This window comes from Bradyrhizobium macuxiense (assembly GCF_007993935.1).
In the GTDB taxonomy this organism is placed as follows: Bacteria; Pseudomonadota; Alphaproteobacteria; order Rhizobiales; family Xanthobacteraceae; genus Bradyrhizobium; species Bradyrhizobium macuxiense_A.
In genome coordinates this window covers 123,194-143,540 of sequence record NZ_VITY01000014.1, presented here as the reverse complement: position 1 = coordinate 143,540, position 20,347 = coordinate 123,194, and the positions used below count along the sequence as shown (strand labels likewise).

The 20,347-nt window shown below is 62.7% G+C and carries 17 protein-coding genes; 12 read left to right on the top strand and 5 right to left on the bottom strand.

All coding sequences use genetic code 11. The features are described from left to right. Positions 1-16: 16 nt before the first annotated feature. From FBZ93_RS31420 to FBZ93_RS31405, 4 genes are all read left to right on the top strand, one after another. Entirely contained in the window at positions 17-1,327 is a 1,311-nt protein-coding gene (locus FBZ93_RS31420; protein ID WP_246667720.1) for a TAXI family TRAP transporter solute-binding subunit, read from the top strand. A gap of 87 nt (positions 1,328-1,414) precedes the next feature. Then, positions 1,415-3,136 carry a DUF3300 domain-containing protein gene (locus FBZ93_RS31415; protein ID WP_167529296.1) on the top strand — a complete coding sequence of 574 codons (1,722 nt, stop codon included), beginning with the start codon at positions 1,415-1,417 and terminating at the stop codon, positions 3,134-3,136. Next, positions 3,133-4,059, top strand: coding sequence for a DUF2950 domain-containing protein (locus tag FBZ93_RS31410; RefSeq protein ID WP_146991300.1), 927 nt, complete (start codon positions 3,133-3,135; stop codon positions 4,057-4,059). The genes FBZ93_RS31415 and FBZ93_RS31410 overlap by 4 nt, the downstream gene beginning before the upstream one ends. Before the next feature lie 19 nt (positions 4,060-4,078). Next, positions 4,079-4,510, top strand: coding sequence for a hypothetical protein (locus tag FBZ93_RS31405; protein WP_246667719.1), 432 nt, complete (start codon positions 4,079-4,081; stop codon positions 4,508-4,510). A 31-nt stretch (positions 4,511-4,541) separates the two neighbouring features. Here the strand turns inward: FBZ93_RS31405 and FBZ93_RS31400 are convergent, their stop codons facing one another. After that, on the bottom strand, positions 4,542-4,805 hold the full coding sequence (locus FBZ93_RS31400; protein ID WP_146991299.1) for a hypothetical protein: 264 nt from the start codon (positions 4,803-4,805) through the stop codon (positions 4,542-4,544). Between the two features lie 315 nt (positions 4,806-5,120). Here FBZ93_RS31400 and FBZ93_RS31395 point away from each other — a divergent pair, with 315 nt between their 5' ends. The 3 genes from FBZ93_RS31395 (at position 5,121) to FBZ93_RS31385 (ending at position 6,923) form a co-directional block, all read left to right on the top strand. Then, complete coding sequence (locus tag FBZ93_RS31395; RefSeq protein WP_146991298.1) at positions 5,121-5,549, top strand: universal stress protein; 429 nt, start codon at positions 5,121-5,123, stop codon at positions 5,547-5,549. 156 nt (positions 5,550-5,705) lie between these two features. Beyond that, entirely contained in the window at positions 5,706-5,972 is a 267-nt protein-coding gene (locus FBZ93_RS31390) for a hypothetical protein (RefSeq protein WP_433995459.1), read from the top strand. Between the two features lie 213 nt (positions 5,973-6,185). Then, on the top strand, positions 6,186-6,923 hold the full coding sequence (locus tag FBZ93_RS31385; RefSeq protein ID WP_146991297.1) for an outer membrane protein: 738 nt from the start codon (positions 6,186-6,188) through the stop codon (positions 6,921-6,923). Positions 6,924-7,022: 99 nt separating this feature from the next. Here FBZ93_RS31385 and aspD read toward each other — a convergent pair whose 3' ends face one another. Then, positions 7,023-8,648 carry an aspartate 4-decarboxylase gene (aspD, locus tag FBZ93_RS31380; RefSeq protein ID WP_146991296.1) on the bottom strand — a complete coding sequence of 542 codons (1,626 nt, stop codon included), beginning with the start codon at positions 8,646-8,648 and terminating at the stop codon, positions 7,023-7,025. Positions 8,649-8,995: 347 nt separating this feature from the next. On the opposite strand from aspD, the gene aspT (FBZ93_RS31370) reads away from it, so the two are divergent. Then, positions 8,996-10,687 carry an aspartate-alanine antiporter gene (aspT, locus tag FBZ93_RS31370; RefSeq protein WP_146991295.1) on the top strand — a complete coding sequence of 564 codons (1,692 nt, stop codon included), beginning with the start codon at positions 8,996-8,998 and terminating at the stop codon, positions 10,685-10,687. A gap of 13 nt (positions 10,688-10,700) precedes the next feature. Further along, positions 10,701-12,395: an aspartate-alanine antiporter gene (gene aspT, locus FBZ93_RS31365; RefSeq protein WP_146991294.1), complete on the top strand. Its 1,695-nt coding sequence runs from the start codon at positions 10,701-10,703 to the stop codon at positions 12,393-12,395. Positions 12,396-12,495: 100 nt separating this feature from the next. On the opposite strand, the gene FBZ93_RS31360 is transcribed toward aspT (FBZ93_RS31365), so the two are convergent. The 3 genes from FBZ93_RS31360 to FBZ93_RS31345 form a co-directional block, all read right to left on the bottom strand. Beyond that, entirely contained in the window at positions 12,496-14,238 is a 1,743-nt protein-coding gene (locus FBZ93_RS31360; RefSeq protein ID WP_433995458.1) for a SulP family inorganic anion transporter, read from the bottom strand. A gap of 321 nt (positions 14,239-14,559) precedes the next feature. Then, positions 14,560-15,081, bottom strand: a complete 522-nt coding sequence (locus FBZ93_RS31355; RefSeq protein ID WP_146991293.1) for a GNAT family N-acetyltransferase — start codon at positions 15,079-15,081, stop codon at positions 14,560-14,562. A 454-nt stretch (positions 15,082-15,535) separates the two neighbouring features. After that, positions 15,536-16,432 carry a DUF2189 domain-containing protein gene (locus tag FBZ93_RS31345; RefSeq protein ID WP_146991291.1) on the bottom strand — a complete coding sequence of 299 codons (897 nt, stop codon included), beginning with the start codon at positions 16,430-16,432 and terminating at the stop codon, positions 15,536-15,538. Between the two features lie 528 nt (positions 16,433-16,960). Between FBZ93_RS31345 and coxB the strand changes: the two genes are divergently transcribed. From coxB to FBZ93_RS31330, 3 genes are all read left to right on the top strand, one after another. Further along, positions 16,961-17,794, top strand: coding sequence for a cytochrome c oxidase subunit II (gene coxB / locus FBZ93_RS31340; RefSeq protein WP_146991290.1), 834 nt, complete (start codon positions 16,961-16,963; stop codon positions 17,792-17,794). Positions 17,795-17,868: 74 nt separating this feature from the next. Continuing rightward, on the top strand, positions 17,869-19,644 hold the full coding sequence (ctaD, locus tag FBZ93_RS31335; protein WP_146991289.1) for a cytochrome c oxidase subunit I: 1,776 nt from the start codon (positions 17,869-17,871) through the stop codon (positions 19,642-19,644). Next, positions 19,641-20,345: a cytochrome c oxidase subunit 3 gene (locus FBZ93_RS31330; protein ID WP_146991288.1), complete on the top strand. Its 705-nt coding sequence runs from the start codon at positions 19,641-19,643 to the stop codon at positions 20,343-20,345. Before ctaD ends, FBZ93_RS31330 begins: the two co-directional genes overlap by 4 nt. Positions 20,346-20,347: the final 2 nt, after the last annotated feature.

The following is a 20,347-nucleotide window of genomic DNA, read 5'->3' as shown; positions in this document are numbered from 1 at the left end:
CGTGGATCCGAGCAGGTTGCCGAGGTCATTGCGCATCGCCCTTGTGGTTGGGCTTGTCCTTTTGGCAGGCGGCGCCGGCCTGTTGGGCTACCGCTGGTATGAGCGGCCAACCACCTTGACGATCGCGGTGGGGTCGCTGGATGGCGAAGCCGGCAGGCTAGTGTCGGCGATCGCCGCTAAGTTCGCACAGTCGAAAGCGCCGGTTCGCCTCAACCTGGTCCAGACCCCGGGACCGCTCGAGTCCGCCACAGCCTTCGCGTCCGGAAAGGTCGACCTCGCCGTCGTCCGCGGCGACGTCGGTGATCTCTCGCAGGCCCAGGCCGTCATCGTGTTGGCGCACGCCACTGTGCTGATGATCGCGCCGCCTGGCGCTGCGATATCCGATGTGGCGGAGCTGAAGCGCGCCACGATCGGCGTGATCGGCGCCGAGGCCAATCAGAAGCTGATCAAGGTGCTGACCGACGAGTACGACCTGACGCGCGCGGGCGTGACGTTCAAGCCGCTGGCCCCCGCGGACGCGCGCCGGGCGCTCGAGACCAAGGAGGTGCGGGCGATCCTGCTTGTGATACCCCTGACCGAGAAATATCTTGCGCTGCTGCGCAATGTCTTCCCGCACACTGCGCGAGCCGGCCCGGTGATGATCGCCATCGAGTCCGCCGGCGCGATCGCTGGGAAGGAGCGCGCTTATGAAAGCTTCGACGTGCCGAAGGGAACCTTGCGCGGCTCGCCGCCGATTCCTTCTGACGACCTGACCACGCTGCAGACGTCGTTCTATCTGGTGGCGCAGAAGAAGCTCGGTAATGATCTGATCGGCGACCTGACGCAGTCGATCATGAATGCGCGACGGGGTTTGCTTGCCGAACTGCCGGCGCTCTCACAGATCGCAACGCCCGATACCGATGCAGGCGCCTACCTCCCCGTGCATCCCGGGGCGGCGGCGGTCTATGAGGGAACCAGGGAGAGTTTTCTCGACCAATGGGGCAATGCGATCTTCTTGGCGCCGATGATCGCAGGCGCCCTTGCGTCTGTGCTCGCGGCGGCGTGGAAATTCCTCCGGCCGATTGAGGTACCGAGCCGCAAGGAGGCGCTCGATACACTCTATGCGCTGGGGCCTCGCATTCGGGCGGCCGGGCATGAGGCGGAACTGGAAGAGATCGAGCACGAAATCGACCAGCTGCTGCGTACACAGCGCGAGCAGCCGGTCGCGGACGACAAGGCCGAGCGCGCGGTGACGGCAGTCAACGTCGCCGCTCATCGGCTCGAGAACCTGATCCATGATCGCCGCATCCATCTTGCGTCGCAGCAGCCGGGCCAGATCGGAAGCTGAGCGGACGGACATTTTCCTTGATCTCGATCAAAGAGGGGGCATGGCCGTGGCCGATGCTGTCGACCGCTGGTGTCGATGGAGGTCGCGATGGTCCGTTGGGGCAACACGCTGCTCGCGGTTGTGCTGGTGTCGATGACATCAGTCGCCGCATTCGCGCAGACGGCTGACAAACCGCCAGCCCAAACCAGTCAGCCCGTTCAGGCCAATCAGCCGGCCGCGGCGGCGACACAACCGGCCGATCAGTTGCTGAAGCCCGAACAGCTGGAAGCGCTGGTGGCGCCGATCGCGCTCTATCCGGACTCGCTGCTGGCCAACGTGCTGGCGGCATCGACCTATCCGCTCGAAGTGGTGCAGGCCGATCGGTGGTTGAAGGAGCGCAAGAGCCTGAAAGGAGACGCGTTGAAGACCGAGGTCGACAAGCAGGCCTGGGATGACAGCGTCAAGGCACTCGCGAGCACCGCCGACGTGCTCGCGATGATGAGCGACAAGATCGATTGGACGAAGAACCTGGGCGATGCCGTGCTGGCCCAGCAGGCCGATGTCATGGATGCGATCCAGCGGCTGCGCAGCAAGGCGCAGGCCAACAACAAGCTGGTGACGACCAAGCAGCAGAAGGTCAGCGTCCAGACCCAGGAGAACAAGCAGGTCATCGTCATCGAGCAGACCGATCCCGACACGGTCTATGTGCCCTATTACGATCCCGCCACGGTGTATGGCAGTTGGCCCTATGCTGAATACCCGCCGTATTATTTCGGTTACCCGTCCTATATCGGTGCCGGTGTGATCGCGGCTGGGCTCGCCTTCGGCGCCGGATGGGCGATCGGACGCTGGGGCAATTACTGGGGCGGCGGTTGCAACTGGGGCAATCGCAACGTCTATGTCAATCACCGGACCACCAACATCGCAAATGGCTGGCAGCACAATTCGGCGCATCGCCAGGGCGTTCGCTACAACAACAGCAATGTGCAGCAGCGCTTCGGCGGCAACAACAACCGGGCCGGTGTCAGCGACCGGATGAATTATCGCGGCCGCGACGGTCAGCAGGTCCTCAACCCCGGCGGCGATCGCCAGGCAGATCGCGCAGGTGACCGGGCAGGAGACCGCGGCGATCGCGCTGGAGACCGTGCAGGTGATCGCGCCGGGGATCGTGGAGGCGACCGCGCCGGTGATCGTGGCAGAGGTGGCGACCGTGCCGGTGCGGGCGATCGCGCCAAGGGCGGCGATCGCGCGGGTGCCGGCAACAAGGCCAAGGGCGGTGGTGATCGCGCCAAGGCCGCCAACCGCGGCAGTGCCGGTAACCGCGCAGCTGCGGCGAATCGTGGCGGCGGCAATCGCGGCGGCGCGATGAACGTGTCGTCCGGACGGGCAGCTGCGGCGGCATCGGCGCGCGGGCGATCGAGTATGGCCAGCATGCCGCGCGGCGGCGGCGCAAGTTTCGCCGGCCGTGGTGGCGGCGGCTTCGGCGGCGGAGGTGGCGGTGGTTTCCGCGGCGGTGGCGGAGGTGGTGGCTTCCGTGGCGGCGGCGGTGGTGGCCGACGTTCCGACATTGCGCTCAAGCACGATATCGAGCTGCTCGGGTATCTCGCCAACGGCCTCGGCTACTACCGCTTCAGCTACCTCGGCAGCAGCAAGGCCTATGTCGGCGTGATGGCGCAAGAGGTCGAGCAGGTCATGCCGGCGGCGGTGATGCGCGGCGCCGACGGCTATCTCAGGGTCTATTACGACAAGCTCGGGATCAAGTTCCGCAGCTATCACGATTGGCTTGCCGCCGGCGCAAGGATTCCATCTCCGTCGGAGGCATCACGATGACAGGCTTTTCGCGATTGAATCGTATTGCTTCCATCAGCGTGGCTGCAGCAACGGCGCTCGCCATGCTGCTGTCGCCGGCTCGTGCCCAGCAGGGGTTCCCCAACCCTGAAGACGCGGCGTCGGCTCTGGCAACTGCCGTCAAGACCGGCACGAGCCGGGCCATGCTGAAGGTGCTCGGGCGCGACGCTACCGACATCATCGAGTCCGGCGACGATGTCGCCGACGCCAATGCGCGACAGACCTTCCTTTCTGCCTACGACGCCAGGCATTCGATCAAGGCCGACGGCAACAAGAAGGCCATCCTGATCCTGGGGACGGACGATTTTCCGTTCCCGATCCCACTCGTCAATAACGCCGACGGCTGGAGCTTCGACGCATCCGCGGGACGCCGCGAAATCCTCTACCGCCGGATCGGCCGCAACGAACTGGCCGCCATCCAGACCTGTCTTGCCTATGTCGACGCCCAGAACGAGTACGCCGGGAAGGATCGCGGCGAGGGCGTGGGCGCCTATGCCCAGCGCATCGTCAGCAGGCCGGGCAAGACCGACGGATTGTTCTGGCGTGACGACAAGGATCCGAGTCCGCTCGGTGAATTGGCGGCCCAGGCCGCGGCAGAAGGCTACAAGGTCGGCGAGCAGGCCGAGCCGTACCACGGATACTACTATCGCATCCTCAAGGCACAAGGCTCCGACGCCCCGGGCGGCGCGTTGAACTATGTCGTGAAGGGCAAGATGATCGGTGGCTTTGCGCTGGTCGCCTGGCCCGCCGAGTACGGCAATTCCGGCGTCATGACCTTCCTGGTCAACCACGCAGGCACTGTCTATCAGAAGGATCTCGGCTCACGCACCGATTTCCTCGCCAAGCGCATGATCGTTTTCGATCCGGATCAAACCTGGAAGAAAGTGGATCCAGCGAATCCCTGAGCAAAGAGGGGCTGCAGTGATGCGAGGCACGATCCGTTCCGTCATATTGGCGCTTGTCGCGCTGGTTCTGTTGGTCGCGCCATGCTTTGCGCAAGCGACTGGCCACGTCCAGGTCAAGTTCGTGAAGGCGGCCCTCATCGTGGGTGGTGGCGGCGGGACCGGCACGCTGATCTACCGCGGCCGCCACTATCCCTTCATCGCGTCAGGCTTCAGTCTCGGCGTATCGGCCGGCACCTCGGTGAGCTGGCTGGAGGGGACTGCCTCGGGCATCCGGGAGGTCAACGATTTCGCGGGCAGCTACGCGCTGGTCGGAGCAGGCGGTGCATGGGCCGCCGGCGCTGGCGGGGTAAGCCTGCGAAATGAACATGGCGTGGTGCTGGTGCTCAAGGGACCGAAAGCAGGATTGGAATTTGCCGCCAATCTGGGCGGACTTACGATTTCGCTGAGGTGAACTCGGGCTCCGCTTGCTTCAATTGCCGAATCTACTTCGGAAGACATTCCACATTGTAGGCAATGATGATCTGCGCCGGGTCGGCCTTGCCGATGGTTTTCAGATCTTCCAGGCCGCTCCTTAGTCTGGCTCCCGCCTCCTTCAGGCTGCCCTCGAGCATGGACTTGGCCGTGCGGCATCGCTCCTCACTTGTGAACTCCTGGAACACCACATTGGGGAGCAGCCGCCATTCAGCCTTGTCGCTCGTGGCGGCCGGATTGACCGAATAGGAAAATACGTACATCAGCACCCACATCTGCCTGCGCCTATTGTGATGCGAGAATCGCAGATGGCCCGCGCCCCTCGCGCCATGGCCCCCAAAGGCAAAGCGGTCGAGCTGCCACCATCGGGATTTCGTGCCGAAGGCTCCTGCCGGCCATGATCTAGATCAAGCGCTTCACCAAACATGCGTGATTTGGCGAACGAGTTGTTCCGGCTTGGGAGCAATCGAAGACATCCGTGCGCGCGCCGCGGCGGGCGACAGATTGATCTATCTCAAGACCAGATCCGAAACCAAGGCCCAGCCTGCGTTCAGGCTGCGATATCATCCAGTTGATCGGGAGGTGAAGGCATGTACCGGCACATTCTCATTCCAACAGACGGCTCGGAGCTGGCGGAGCATGGGCTCAGGCATGGGCTGGCGCTGGCAAAATCCCTCGGCGCCAAAGCATCGGTCATCTTCGTTGTGGAACCGCTCTCGGAGATAGGAGGGCAGTACCGTGAATTGCTCGCGAGATACTCCGAGATTCGCAAGGAAGAAGCCGCGGGCGCGCTGGATCGCGCCGCACGCGCGGCAAAAGAGGCCGGCGCTGCCTGCGAGACAAGTCTGGTGGAGAGCGGGCGACCCGATCAAGCCATCATCGCAGCAGCCAAGGACAAAGGCTGCGACCTCATTGTCATGTCATCGCACGGACGCAGCGGGCTCTCCATGCTTCTCATCGGCAGCGTGACCAACAAGGTGCTGACGCAAGCAAAGACTCCGGTGCTTGTCTGTCAGTGAGCGGGAAGGCGGCTAGCCGTTCCGGCCACTGATATCATCTTGTGCCGCGACTGAGCGTTGGCCTGGATCGATCGCATAAGCAGAACAGCAGCATCCGTATTTCTACGGGCGGCATTGGGTTGACCAAGATCAAGGTGCGACCGGCGGCCAGATGTTGTGACAGCTTGGCTGTCCATTCCCTTCGGTGTTGCCGTGTCGGCGATCTGGTATGTGACTTTCGAAATCCGCCAGCGCGGTCTGCTGCATCAAAGGACGCGCAGCCCTCGCGAGACCAGAACATTTGCCACCGAAGCGGAGGCAAAGGAGTTCGCTCGGTCGAAACTCGACGAAGGGTTGGTCGTGTTCGCCGGCACGCTCAATCCGTATCTCCCAAAGCAATTGATTCCTTCGCAGCGCATTGCCGATTGGCTCGTCGAACCGTGAGCCGATCTGGCGACCCGTGTCCGGGCATTGGCGGCACAAGCGCTGCGCTTAACCAAGGGCTGCAAGCATCAATTAGACACGCGGCGTTTGATTGCCCTTGAGTGTTGCCATTATGGCACGCGCTTTTTCGTAACTCGCATCTACGCTTCGATCACTGAACGACCGCAATGACTGCTGTTCTCGATTGATGCGAAGAGATCCGGAGATCATTCCATGAAGAGATTTTTGCTTTCCGCCGCTGTGATTTTGGGCATGGCCACGCCGGCGTTGTCAGCCGACATGGCCGTTAAGGCGGCGCCTGTGCCGCTGCCTCCGCCAGTCTACAATTGGACCGGCTTCTATATCGGTGCCAATGGCGGCTGGGGCGAGAGCCGCACCTGCTGGGACTTCATCCCTGCCGTCGGTGGTGTTGTGGCCGACGGGTGCAGCTCGCGCTCAGGTGGAGTTGTCGGCGGCCAGCTCGGTTATCGCTGGCAGACGGGCCAGTTCGTGTTCGGTCTGGAAGGACAGGGCGATTGGGCGGATTTGAAGAGTTCGCGCCTCAGCCTGGTTGATCCGAGGTTCTCGACGACCACGAAGACCGACGGACTCGGCCTTTTCACCGGCCAGCTTGGCTGGGCCTGGGATGCCGCGCTGTTCTATGTGAAGGGCGGTGCAGCGGTCACCAGCAATCGCTACGACATCTGGACCACGGTCGGGGGAATCGGGGTGGCGTCGGCGACGTCGACCCGTTGGGGCGGCACGGTCGGCGTGGGCTTCGAATATGGCTTCACCCCGAACTGGTCGGTCGGGCTCGAGTATGACCGTCTTTTCATGGGTGATGCGAACAACACGTTCTCGGTGGTCAATCCCATCGTGGCCGGTGCTGCCAACCGGATCGGACAGGACGTGGATCTGCTGACGATACGCCTGAACTATCGGTTCGGCGGGCCAGTCGTGGCGAGATACTGATCTCCCTGAAAATATGCAAAAGCCCCGGCGGCACGGTCGCCGGGGCTTTTCTTTGGCTTCAGCGCTACTTGATCAGGCTTCCGGCGCGCGGCATCGCTCTCAGCGCTTCGCGGCTGCGCCCTTCGCCGCCTCGTAGGTGTCTCGATAGCCCCTGGCGATGGTCCGGACGCCGCGTCCGATGTCGTCGTAGACATCATCGGGCAGGTTCGCGAGCGACACGCGAAGCGACCATTCGGGTGCGTCGAAGCCGCCTCCGTTCAACAGCACGATCCCGTGGGCTTCGGCCAGCCTGAATGCGAGGTCCAGCGGGTGGACATTCCTCTTCAGGTGTTCGACGGCATCGTCGCCGATGTTCTTGCGGGCCCAGAACTCGAAATCGATCAGGGCGTAGTAGGCATCATAGTTCGGATTCGGGGTCAGCTTGTCGGCCAGTCCGAGGCCGTCGAGCAGCGACCACAGGCGCTTGTTGACGATCTCCATGCAGGCGGCCTGATAGGCCTTCTTCACGTCCATCATCTCGGCGAGCGAGAACAGGCTCATCATCACCTGCTGCGGCAACGACAATCCGGCGGTGTGATTGAGCGCCACGTCGCGGCTGTCGGCGACGATGCGGTCGATCAGCTTGAGCTTGCGCGGTTCGAGCGTGAGCGGCCCGTAGCGTTTGTCCAGCGCCTTCACGGCCTCGTCCGGAAGATTGGCGATCTTCTTGTCGAAGATGTTGTCCTCGTGGATGGCGATGGCCCCGAGCCGCCATCCCGTGCAGCCGAAATATTTCGAATAGGAGTAGACGCCGATGGTGTTGTGCGGCAGCTCGCCGAGCAGCGAACGGAAGTTATGCACGAAGGTGCCGTAGACGTCGTCGGTGAGGATCATCAGGTCGGGACGCTTGGTCCTGACCAGATTGGCCAACTTGGCAACGGTCTCCTTGCTGAGCGCCATCCCCGGAGGATTGGATGGATTCACGACGAAGAAGGCCTTGACCTTCGGATCCTCCAGCTTCCTGATTTCCTCGTCGGTGAACTGGAATTTGTTTTCCTGCGGAGCTTTGATCTGAACGACCTTCAGGTCATAGTCTTCAAGGTGTGTCATCTCGATGTAGGGCGTGAAGATCGGTGTTGCCAACGCAATCGTATCGCCGGGCACCAGCAGCCGATTGGCCTTCAGCGACTTGAACAGGTAACACATCGCCGCCGTGCCGCCCTCGACCGCATAGATGTCGAACTTCCCGGCCGGCCGCGGCTCGCCGCAGACCGCCCACATCAGATATTCGTGCACGATCTTCTCGTTGTGAACCAGCATGCGGTCCGGCACCGGGTAATTGTCGCCGATGATCGAATCGACCAGTTCGTGGACGAAGGCGTCGGGCTCGAAGCCGAATTTCTGCACCGTAAAGGGCAGCATCTCGGTCAGGAAACCGGCGCCGGGCATGTCCTTGTGCTGTTTGAGCCAGGCCTCGAACCGTCCGGCAATACCCTTTGCCTGCGGCATGCCGCCGATGCCCGCCGGGTGTTCCATCACCCGCTTGCTCTCGGTGATGGCGAACTGTCCCAGCAGGAAAAAGCCTTCGCGCGGCGTCGTGGCGACCCAGTTCGGATTGCCTCGCCCGGCGTTCAGGAAGGGCATCTGGCTCCGCTTCGAATTGGTCTTCGCGAGATTGATCAGCTCGTCCTTGATCTCGAAGGGGCTCAACGCCTCGAATTTCTTTAAGGTCAGAAGATCGGCCATTTTGACACTCCCCGGGGCGATGCAAGCTGTTGGAATGAAAGCGACAGGCTCTGTTGCCTGCGCGATCGCGCGCAGCATGATCGGCAGCCGGTGACGACCCTTGATCTATGTCAACGGTCTTGTGCGCGCGCCTCCTGAGAGATCGTCGCGTCGCGATGCGATGAGCGAGATCGCCACGCGGCAAGACGATGAAGCTGCAAGGCGATCGCGGTTGCGATTGACATAGATCAACATCCGTCTCGTCGACCATTGCCTGATGTGCACCGACACGATGCTTCGCCCTGCTTCGGCGCAAGATCGAAGTGGGCGCAGGACGAAGCTCCGGGACAGCACGAACGGGTGACATCATGATCGATTGGTTCTTCCAGACGCTCCGCACCTATCCCGAAATCGCGATCTTCCTCTCGCTGGCGCTGGGCTACTATTTCGGATCCTTCACCTACAAGGGTCTCGGTCTGGGCGCGGTCACCGCGACGCTGATCGCCGCTGTCATCATCGGCCAGATCGGGATCACCATTTCGGGCCCGCTCAAGCCGTTCTTCTTCCTGATGTTCCTGTTCGCGATCGGTTATGGCGTCGGACCGCAATTCGTGCGCGGCATCGCGCAGGACGGCGTACCGCAGGCGATTTTCGCGGCTGTGGTGTGTGTCTTCTGCCTGCTGTCTGCCTATCTCGGTGCAAAGGTTGCCGGCTACGACGTCGGATCGGCGGTCGGGCTCTATGCCGGTTCGCAGACGATCTCCGCATCGATGGGGCTCGCAACCGACGCCATCAATCGCCTCGGCCTGCCCGCGGACGAAGCCAAGAAGTTGCTCGATGCCATGCCGGTCGCCTATGCCGTGACCTACATTTTCGGCACGGTCGGCTCGGCGATCGTCCTGGCCTTGCTCGGACCCGCGCTGCTCGGGATCGATCTCGAGACCGCATGCAAGAAATATGAGGAAGAGCACGGCGGCAAGAAGCAGCTGGGTGGCCCGGGGACGGCCTGGCACCAGTTCGATGTGCGCGCCTATCGCGTTCATGAGCGCGGACCCGTCGCCGGCAAGACGGTCGGGCAGGCCGAAGCACTGCTTCCCGATCACCGCATCTTCGTCCTCCGGCTCCGGCAAGCCGGCAAGATCGTGGAGGCAACTTCGGACACCGTCATTCATGCCGGCGACATCGTCGCCGTTGCAGGCCGCCGCGATGTGCTCGTCCAGCTGATCGGCGAGCAGGCCGAGGAAGTCGACGATCGCGAGCTGCTGGCGGTGCCGATCGAGGGCGTCGATGTCTACGTGACCAGCAAGGACGTCGATGGCAAGACGCTCGAGGAGCTGGCGAAAGAACCGGGCGCGCGCGGCGTATTCCTGCGCAAGATCGCCCGCGGCGCGATCGCGGTCGAGATTCCGATCCTGCCGAACACCAAGATCAACCGGGGCGACATCGTCACCCTGGTCGGCCGCACGCCCGATGTCGCTGCCGCCACCAGAATGCTCGGCCGGCCCGACCGCGCGACCGACGTGGCCGACGTCGCCTTCATCGGCGCCGCGATTGCGATCGGCGCCCTTGTCGGCGCCTTCGTCTACAAGATCGGAAGCGTCCCGCTCACGCTGTCCACCTCCGGCGGCGCGCTGATCTCCGGGCTGTTCTTCGGCTGGCTCCGCTCCGTGCACCCGACCTTCGGCCGCATTCCGTCGCCCACGGTGTGGTTCATGAACTCGGTCGGCCTGAACGTCTTCATTGCTATCGTCGGGATCTCCTCGGGTCCGGGATTTGTCGCCGGCCTGCAGAAGCTCGGCTTCAGCCTGTTCCTCTGGGGTGTCCTCGTGACCACCGTGCCGTTGATCCTGGCGATGTTCGTCGGCAAGTACCTGTTCAAATTCCACGACGCGATCCTGCTTGGGTGCTGCTCCGGCGCGCGCACCACGACGGCTTCGCTCGGCATGATCAACGATCGCGCGAAGAGCCAGATTCCCGGCCTTGGCTATACCGTCACCTACGCGGTCGGAAACACGCTGCTGACGATCTGGGGCATGGTGCTGGTCATGATGATGACTTAGCCGCGGTCCGACGATGGTGACCTGGCTGCAGCAGTTTCTCGTCCGCTATCCGGAGCTCGCGCTGTTCCTGGTGATCGCGGCGGGCTACTGGATCGGAAGCTTCAGGATCGGCGCCTTCAGCCTTGGCCCGGTGACGGGCGCGCTCTTTGCTGGCCTTGCGGTCGGCGATTTCGCGCATGTGCCCGTCTCCGGCATGACGAAATCCTTTCTGTTTCTGCTGTTTCTGTTCGGCGTAGGCTATTCGGTCGGTCCGCAGTTCGTGCTGGCGATGAAGCGGGACGGGCTGAAGCCTGTGCTGATGGCCATTGTCGTGAGTCTCACCGGTCTTGCGGCAGCGATCGTCGTTGCACGCGTACTGCGGCTTGACGCCGGCTTTGCGGCCGGACTCATGTCGGGTGCGCTTACCCAAAGCGCTGCGATGGGAACGGCGACCGACGCAGTCAATGGGCTGGCCGTGTCCGAGGCACAGCGCGCGCTGTTCGTCTCGCACATCGCGGTAGCCGATGCGGTCTGCTACATCTTCGGCTATGCCGGCGTGATCACGTTCTGCACGATTGTCGTTCCAGCGTTGCTGAAGATCGATCTGAAGACGGAAGCGCTCAAGCTGGAACAGACCCTGGGCATCACACGCGCCAAGCCTGGCCTCGCGTCGGCGTGGCGCAAATTCGAGATGCGCGCGTACCGGCTGGATGTCGACGCGGCGATCGCCGGACTGACGGTTGCCGCCGCCGAGGCTCGCGTGCCCGGGCACCGCGTGTTCATCCACCGCATTCGTCGCGGAGAGCGCGTGCTCGAGGCCGAACCTGGAACGATGCTTGCGGCAGGCGACGTCATCGCGTTGTCGGCGCCGCGCCAGATCATCGTCGAACTGATCGGACCGCGCGGCGAGGAGGTCGAGGACCAGGAGCTGCTCGATATCCCCGTGGTCTCGGCCGACGTTTTCTTGATCAACGCGAAGCTCGCAGGCAGCAGTCTTCAGCGGGTGTCGGAACAGGACTGGACGCGTGGCCTTTATTTGCGCTCGGTGAACCGGGGCGGTGAAACTCTCCCCATCGCGGCCGGAGTGGTCCTTGAGCGCGGCGATCTGCTTCGCATCGTTGGTCCTGAAACCGTCGTGCAGAATGCCGCCAAGAGCATCGGCGTGATTGTCGCGCCGAGCACCAGCATCGATTTCGTGGTGCTGGGGCTCGCGATTTTCTTCGGCGGCCTCGTTGGCGTTCTCGTGAGCTTTTCGGTTGGTGGTGTCACGATCTCGCTGAGCACCAGTGTCGGCACGCTGCTCGCCGGATTGCTGGTCGGCTATCTCCGCACCCGTCTACCATATTTCGGCCGGATCCCCGACGGCGCCATCAGCCTGATGACGTCACTCGGACTGGCTGCCTTCGTCGGTCTGACCGGGATTCATGCCGGGCCGGTCTTCCTTTCGGCCATACGCGAGTCGGGCATCGGCTTGCTGCTGGGCGGCATGATCGTAACCCTATTGCCGCAGATCGCAGGCTTCTGCTTTGGCCACTTCGTGTTGCGCATGAACCCGATCCTGCTGCTCGGCGCATTGACGGGAGCGCAGACGGTAACGGCCGCGATGGCCGCCATTCAGGAGCGTTCGGGCAGCTCTGTGGTGGTGCTCGGCTATACGCCCGCCTATCCGGTCTCGAACATTCTGCTGACGACCTGGGGATCGGTCATGGTCGTCGTCTTCGCTGGATGAGCCGTCACGCCTGAGGTTCGCCGATCACATCCGCTCTGCAGGCCAAACCACCCATCGGGCGCGTCCGTCTCCCGACGGACGACCCCCTGAGAGTCCGCACCTAGTCCTCCCAATCTTCCCATTCGAGCTTGTTGATTTCCAAATAGCCGGAAACGGCCGAGCCGATCGTCGGGAAGAAGTAGCCTTCGCCGAGCTGCGCGAACAGTCCAAATCGCTTCAGCTTGTCTTTGACCGGGTCCTTGAGTTCAGCAAAGCAAAGTTCGATTCCCCTCTCGTGCAAGGCTTCGTCCAGCTCGGCAACGGTATCGCAGGCCGTGACGTCGACGCTGGTGACTGGCTCGGCCGCGACGACCAGCCAACGAACCGGCGTGGGCGACGTCGCCACCGCGTCCAGGACGCGTTCCTTGAAGAACTCGGCGTTGGCAAAGAACAGCGGCGCGTCCCACCGGAATAGGACCAGCCCCGGGATCCGGCGCGCATCGGGGTATCGCGTGATGTCGTGATAGCCCTTGACGCCGTGGGCACGGCCCAGCACCGCGGAGTGCGGTCGCCATCCGTCCCACAGGAACTCAGCGATAGCCACGGCGATCGCGAGACCGATTCCGGGAATCGCGCCGAACACAGCCACGCCGACGAAGCACAGCACGATCAGCCAGAACTCCCATCTCTGAATGCGATAAATTCGCTTGAGGTCGGCGATCTCGAACAAGCCGATCGCCGCGGCGATGACGACGGCGGCCAATGCGGCATTGGGCAAATGCTGCAGGAGGTTTGGCGCCACGACGAGAAGGAACGCGATGGCGAGCGCGCCGACGACGCTGGTCAGTTGGGTGCGGGCACCGGCAGCCTCCGCCACCGGCGTGCGCGAAGAGCTGCTGCTGATCGGGAAGCCCTGAAAAAAGCCGGTTGCCAGGTTGGCGGCGCCGAGCCCAACCATCTCCTGGTTTGGATCAACCTTGTCACCCAGTCGCGCGGCGTAGGTTCGTGACAGCACACTGGTGTCGGCAAATGAGACGAGCGCGACGGCGCTTCCGCCGATCAGCACCGGAACCAGATCGGCATAGCTGATCCAGGGAACGGCAAGAGCCGGCAGACCTTGAGGAAGCGGACCGAGGACCTTCACGCCGTAGCCGGCCCCGAGATCGAGCGCGCCGACGACGAGGGTTGCCCCGACAACGGCAATCAGAATACCCGGCAGCCGCTTGTTGTCCTTGAGCAGCAGGATGACGATCAGCGTTGCGAGCCCAACCGCGAAAGCAACCCAGTTCGTCTTGCCGTCGAGGATTGCGCCGCCGATTCTCAACAGGTCCCGCAATGGTCCTTCGCTCTCAATCGAGAAGCCGAGGAGCTTTGGCAGTTGGCTGATCAATACGGTCAGCGCAATTCCGTTCATGTAGCCGTAGCGGATCGGCTTCGAAAGAAGCTCGGTCACGAAACCCAGCCTCGCGAAGCCCGTCAGCATGAGCACCGTTCCCGAAACGAGGGCCATCATGGCGCCGAGCGTTGCCGCGCGAAGGGGATCACCACCGGATAGTGGGGTGACCACACCGAGAATGACGGCAGCCAGGGCCGAGTCCGGTCCGAGCACGATGATACGGCTTGGGCCGAACACCGCGTAGGCCAGCAGCGGGATGATGGTCGCGTAGAGACCGTGGATGCCCGGCAGGCCCGATGCCGCCGCATAGGCGATACCGACCGGGACCAGCATTGTCGCAAGAACAAGGCCGGCAAAGATGTCGTGCGGCAGCCACGCCGCCTCGTATCGGCGGAGGGTGTCGACGCCGGGCATCCAGCGCATCCAGCGGCCCATTTGGCGAGCACTCCCGGACTCGGTCGAGCGCATGGCAAACACTCCCAGGCCGGCCAAAGTAGCCGCGCTGTTAGGCGATCGGCCGGCGAATTGACCGGAAAGCCAATTTGCAGCAGCGTTTGCCAGCCCTGAGGGCGAGGCGTTGATCTATCTCAAGCCGGCCCGCAACGCCGACCGGCTCCCGAGTGGCGCTTCGTCAGCATGGAACGGATGGGCTCTGTTCAACCGAAGCTCGTATGCCGGAACGAGGCGCGCGGCGGCGGCTATCGCAGATCCCCGCTGGGCTTCGTTGATCGCGACGCCGGAAGAGCCTGCCGCGCGCCGCCACAGACCGGGGACACGTGCTTTGTCCGTTCAGGAAAGCTTCAAGGTCAAATGTCTGACTTGCGGGTCGTCGCCGGCGCTCGAACGGAACCCGAAGCGGCTGAATATGCTGAGCATCGCCGCGTTCTCGGGCAGGACTTCCGCGGTTAGTTCTTTCAGCCCTACATCGCGCGCGATCACCAGCAAATGGCGCATCAGCGCCGTGCCGATCCCCTTGCTCTGATAGGCATCGATCACGACGAAGGCCAACTCAGCCCGGCGAGGCTGTGCGACGATGTAGCGGCCGCCGCCTGCGACGACCGGCCGGCCGTCCTCGTCGATCTGCGCAACCAGCGCGACGTGATTGGCGAAATCGATATTCATGAAAAACGAGATCTCCTTGTCGGAGAAGCTGCGCTTCGGGGCGAAGAAGCGGCGCTGTCGCGATTGGACGGTGGTGCGGTCGACCGCCGCGAGCATGTCGTCCTGGTCGTCCGGCCGGAGCGAGCGAACTTCGATCCTGCTACCGTCACGCAGATGCTCGATCGCAGAGTAATCGGCTGCACTTGGCATCGTTGTCCTCGCAAAGATCGTAGGAGAGAATGATACGTCTCTTAATCAGCGAGCCTTGACTGAGCGCCTTCGGGACGCGGGGGTGCCCACGCTCAGATCGCGACTTGAACCGAATGTCGGTATCGGTGGTTACGCCTCCCCGCAACCAAGATTGGTGGAAGGCCTCGGCAATTTCGATTGATTGCCGGGGCCTTTCTGTTGCCGGGCCGACCCGGCGACATCACCCCGAACTCGACAACATCCTCTGGAAGATTTCCTCGATCGAATGTGGCGCAATGCCAAGCTCGGCGAATCCCGCCGTCCGCGGCGATCAGGTCGGCCCAGCCCTCCGTCCGGATGCCGTGACGCGATCCGGACGGCAAAATCGTGATTGAGCAGATGGCGGACGATCCGGCTGCCGAGAAAGCCGGTTCCGCCGAACACGGTGACGCTGCAACCGTTCGTGGCTGCTCCTTTAGCGCTCGCGGCTCCATGGGAAGAGAGAGGCCGGGAAATCTGCCGCGTAGCGGTGACCGATCGGCGGGCGAGGCTCTTCCTGCGGAGGATTCGGGTCAGGCTCCACCACCTTCCGGTAAAGATGCCAGCTGGCATGACCGAGCACCGGCAGAACGACGCAGAGACCGATGAAGAAAGGCAGTGAGCCGACTGCCAGCAGGACCGCAACGACCAGTCCCCAAACGGCCATCTCGACCGGATTCATCTTCACCGCGCGTATCGAGGTTCGGATCGCATCGATCGCTGTCGCGTGCTGGTCCAGCATCAGCGGGAACGAGACAACGCTGATGCACAAGGCTATCACCGCGAACAGGAAACCGACGCCGCATCCGACGATGATGAGGGTCCAGCCCTCGGACGTCGTCAGCACACGCTCCGCGAAATCGGGGATGCTCGCAGCCGGTGCATAGCCGAAGGTTGCGGTGTAGATCGCGTCCGCGGCGGCAATCCAGACGCCGAACAGAACGAACAGGAGGACGCCAAGTTCGAGCATCGCACCGAACGATGGCGCACGCAGCACCTGCATTGCATCCCAGGCGCCCGGCTCCTCTCCGCGCTCGCGGCGGCGGCTCAGTTCGTAGAGGCCGAGTGCGGCGAAGGGACCGATCAGGGTAAAGCCGGCCGCGAGCGGAAACAGCAGCGGCAGTACCGAGTAGCCAATGACAAGTCTGAACAGGAACAGTCCGAGGACGGGATACATCACGCACAGGACGATGGCGTGGGTCGGAATGGCCTTGAAGTCTTCCCAGCCCAGGCGCAGCGCGTTGCCCAAGTCGGAAAGGTTGATCTTGCGAACGACATAGACGGTGGAGACACCGAACAATTGCAGTTTGGGTCTTGCGAAGACGGTGGTCATGGCTCCGGTCTCCTTGCTCGTGGCCGCAGGTGAACGGAGCGCTTCAAAACACACGCATCCGCCTCATGCGCGAAAATCGCGACTGAGTCCGGCAAATCAGGTTCAACGAGAAGGAGCTTGCCGGACGACATTCGTCGCAACCGGTACGGTGAAGTTAGTCCGATGCGCCGGAGAAGCAAGCGAACGATGCGGTCCGCGAAATCGTGCCTTCGCATCGCCTGGTTTGTGCGACGCACCATCGCCTGGTCGTGCCGAAAGGCGTTCGCTGACGCGCCGCCCCAACACGCGCCGGACAAGGGATGCAATCCACTCCTCTATTGACGCCGGGCCCGACGGGGACCATTTTAAATGCGTGAACGCCCCCAGCTCCGATGCGATTGCGGTCGTGACGCTGAATCTTTGTCATGTCCGACCGGCAAAATGGGCGAGGCAAGAGGCGCAGTGATGGTGAGTGTGACACCATCCCTTTGACGTGAGCTCCGCCCTTTCGTTCGTCTCCGTAGCCTTCAACGGCTGGGAGGATGAAGGATGGCTGTAGCGCTCATACTGCTCCTGGTTGCGATCGCCTCGGTGCTGTTTCATGTCTACAGCCCGTGGTGGTGGACGCCGATCGCCTCGAACTGGCGTTACATCGACGACACCATCAACCTGACGTTCTGGATCACCGGGGCGGTGTTCTGCGCGGTCATCGCGTTCATGGCCTACTGCGTCTTCCGCTTTCATCACAAGGAGGGACGGCGGGCGGCCTATAATCCCGAGAACAAGAAGCTCGAATGGTGGCTCAGCATCGGCACCGCAATCGGCGTCGTCGCCATGCTGGCGCCGGGCCTCGTCGTCTGGCACCAGTTCGTCACGGTTCCTGCCGATGCGACCGACGTCGAGGTCGTCGGACAGCAGTGGATGTGGAGCTACCGGCTTCCCGGCAAGGACGGCCGGCTCGGCACGTCAGATGCGCGCCTCATCAGTTCCGAGAATCCTCTGGGATTGAATCCCAACGATCCAAACGGACAGGACGACGTCGTCGTTCAAAACGACGATCTGCATCTGCCGGTCGGCAAACCGGTGAAGGTGCTGCTGCGCTCGATCGACGTGCTGCATGATTTCTACGTTCCCGAGTTCCGGGCGAAGATGGACATGATACCGGGCTCGGTGACGTATTACTGGCTCACACCCACCCGCACAGGAACGTTCGACGTTCTCTGCGCTGAACTCTGCGGCGCGGCGCACGCGCAAATGCGCAGCAGGGTCATCGTCGAGGAAGAGAAGGAATATCACGCGTGGCTGGAGAAGCAGCGGACGTTCGCTGCGTTGTCGGGCCAGCGCGACGTCGCGAAGGCGGCGTACAAGACAGGAAGCGAATGAACAGGCTGATGAGGATGTGCCGGAGATTGTGAAGCGAACTCGTCGCCGAACAGAAGACCAAGGAGGGAATTCCGATGGTCGATATCCCGCTTGATCAGGTCGCAGGCATCCCGCCCGCCGAAGTCGGTGAGGTGGAGCTTTATCATCCGAGGAGCTGGTGGACGAGGTACGTCTTTTCGCAGGACGCCAAGGTGATCGCCGTCCAGTACTCGATCACGGCGATGTCGATCGGAATGGTGGCGCTGGTGCTGTCGTGGTTGATGCGCCTGCAACTGGGATTCCCGGGAACATTCTCCTTCATCGATTCTAACCAGTATCTCCAGTTCATCACCATGCACGGCATGATCATGGTGATCTACCTGCTCACGGCATTGTTCCTTGGCGGCTTCGGCAACTATCTCATCCCGCTGATGGTCGGCGCCCGGGACATGGTCTTCCCCTATGTGAACATGCTGAGCTACTGGGTCTATCTGCTCGCCGTGCTGGTGCTGGCCGCAACATTCTTCGTGCCTGGCGGGCCAACCGGCGCCGGCTGGACGCTCTATCCGCCCCAGGCGATCCTCTCCGGCACCCCCGGGCAGGACTGGGGCATCGTGTTCATGCTGGCTTCGCTGATCCTGTTCATCATCGGCTTCACGATGGGCGGGCTCAATTACGTGGTGACGGTGCTGCAGGCCCGCACGCGCGGCATGACGTTGATGCGCATGCCGTTGACGGTGTGGGGCATCTTTACGGCCACGGTGATGGCACTGTTGGCCTTCCCGGCGCTGTTCGTCGCGTCGGTGATGCTGCTCCTGGACCGCCTGCTGGGAACCAGCTTCTTCATGCCGACGCTGGTCGAGATGGGGCAGCTGTCGAAGTATGGCGGCGGCAGCCCGATCCTGTTCCAGCATCTGTTCTGGTTCTTCGGCCACCCCGAAGTCTACATCGTCGCCTTGCCGGCCTTCGGCATCATCTCCGATCTGATCAGCACCCACGCGCGAAAGAACATCTTCGGCTACCGCATGATGGTCTGGGCCATCGTCGCGATCGGCGCTCTCAGCTTCGTGGTGTGGGCGCACCACATGTATGTCAGCGGCATGCACCCCTATTTCGGGTTCTTCTTCGCCACCACGACGCTCATCATCGCCATTCCGACCGCCATCAAGGTCTATAACTGGGTGCTGACCCTGTGGCGCGGCGACATTCATCTCACGGTGCCGATGCTGTTCGCCCTCGGGTTCATCGTCACGTTCGTCAATGGCGGCCTGACCGGGCTGTTTCTCGGCAACGTGGTCGTGGACGTTCCGCTATCCGACACGATGTTCGTTGTCGCCCACTTCCACATGGTGATGGGCATCGCGCCGATCATGGCCGTGTTCGGCGGGATCTATCACTGGTATCCGAAAGTGACCGGACGGATGCTCAATGATCTGCTTGGCAAGTTCCACTTCTGGGTGACGTTCATCGGGGCTTATGCGGTCTTCTTCCCCATGCACTATCTCGGCCTGCTCGGGATGCCCCGCCGTTATCACGACATTGGCGAGACGTCGTTCGTCCCGGCGTCCGCCCATGACCTCAATGCGTTCATGAGCGTGGCGGCCCTGATTGTCGGCTTCGCCCAGCTCGTCTTCCTGTTCAATCTCGTCTGGAGCTTGTTCAAGGGAAAGGAAGCCGGCGGCAATCCTTGGGGCGCCACCTCGCTGGAATGGCAGACGCCAGAGACCCCGCCGGGGCATGGTAACTGGGGCAAGGAACTGCCCGTCGTCTATCGCTGGGCCTACGATTACAGCGTTCCCGGTGCCGCCAGGGATTTCGTGCCGCAAAATGAGCCACCGTCCGGAGTGGTGGCGCAGGGAGCCCATCCGTGAGTGCCGTCATCCTGTTCATGGCGACCATTGCGGCCATCGCGGGATGGTGGCTCTCGCAGCAGCGGCTTGCGGCCAAACCCTGGCTGGAGGAGGGGGTGGCCGTCGATTTTCGCGGCGAGAGGGGGGCGTCCGTGTCGCCGGCGAAAATCGGGCTGGGCGTGTTTCTCGCGGTCGTCGGTTCGTTGTTCGCGCTCCTGATCAGTGCCTACTCGATGCGCAACACCATGGTGGACTGGCGCGAGCTGCCGTTGCCGAAGCTGTTGTGGATCAATACCGGCGTCCTGATCATCAGTAGCGCGGCGTTGCAATGGTCGCTGATGGCCGCGCGCCGCAGCGACGATGAGGACGTGCTCGTCGGCCTGTTGGTGGGTGGAGCATCCGCCGTGACGTTCCTGGCCGGACAGCTGGTGGTATGGCAGCAGCTGAACGTCGCCGGCTATGTCGTGGCGTCCAATCCGGCCAATTCCTTCTTCTACCTGATCACCGCGCTGCACGGGCTGCATCTGATCGGCGGCTTGGTGGCCCTCGGCAGGACGAGCGCCAAGGTGTGGCGCGGCGCGCCGATGGTGCAGGTGCGCCTGAGCGTCGAGCTCTGTGCCATCTATTGGCATTTCCTTTTATTGGTGTGGCTGGTTTTGCTCGGCTTGCTGACCGGCTGGACCGAAAATTTCGTGAACATCTGTCGCCAGTTGCTCACTTAAGC

Bases quoted from the DNA above. Each gene is read 5' to 3' on its own strand.
- FBZ93_RS31415 (WP_167529296.1), top strand. From the start codon at position 1,415: ATGGTCCGTTGGGGCAACACGCTGCTCGCGGTTGTGCTGGTGTCGATG.
- FBZ93_RS31410 (WP_146991300.1), top strand. From the start codon at position 3,133: ATGACAGGCTTTTCGCGATTGAATCGTATTGCTTCCATCAGCGTGGCT.
- FBZ93_RS31405 (WP_246667719.1), top strand. From the start codon at position 4,079: ATGCGAGGCACGATCCGTTCCGTCATATTGGCGCTTGTCGCGCTGGTT.
- FBZ93_RS31400 (WP_146991299.1), bottom strand. From the start codon at position 4,805: ATGTGGGTGCTGATGTACGTATTTTCCTATTCGGTCAATCCGGCCGCC.
- FBZ93_RS31395 (WP_146991298.1), top strand. From the start codon at position 5,121: ATGTACCGGCACATTCTCATTCCAACAGACGGCTCGGAGCTGGCGGAG.
- FBZ93_RS31385 (WP_146991297.1), top strand. From the start codon at position 6,186: ATGAAGAGATTTTTGCTTTCCGCCGCTGTGATTTTGGGCATGGCCACG.
- aspD (WP_146991296.1), bottom strand. From the start codon at position 8,648: ATGGCCGATCTTCTGACCTTAAAGAAATTCGAGGCGTTGAGCCCCTTC.
- aspT (WP_146991295.1), top strand. From the start codon at position 8,996: ATGATCGATTGGTTCTTCCAGACGCTCCGCACCTATCCCGAAATCGCG.
- aspT (WP_146991294.1), top strand. From the start codon at position 10,701: ATGGTGACCTGGCTGCAGCAGTTTCTCGTCCGCTATCCGGAGCTCGCG.
- FBZ93_RS31360 (WP_433995458.1), bottom strand. From the start codon at position 14,238: ATGCGCTCGACCGAGTCCGGGAGTGCTCGCCAAATGGGCCGCTGGATG.
- FBZ93_RS31355 (WP_146991293.1), bottom strand. From the start codon at position 15,081: ATGCCAAGTGCAGCCGATTACTCTGCGATCGAGCATCTGCGTGACGGT.
- FBZ93_RS31345 (WP_146991291.1), bottom strand. From the start codon at position 16,432: ATGACCACCGTCTTCGCAAGACCCAAACTGCAATTGTTCGGTGTCTCC.
- coxB (WP_146991290.1), top strand. From the start codon at position 16,961: ATGGCTGTAGCGCTCATACTGCTCCTGGTTGCGATCGCCTCGGTGCTG.
- ctaD (WP_146991289.1), top strand. From the start codon at position 17,869: ATGGTCGATATCCCGCTTGATCAGGTCGCAGGCATCCCGCCCGCCGAA.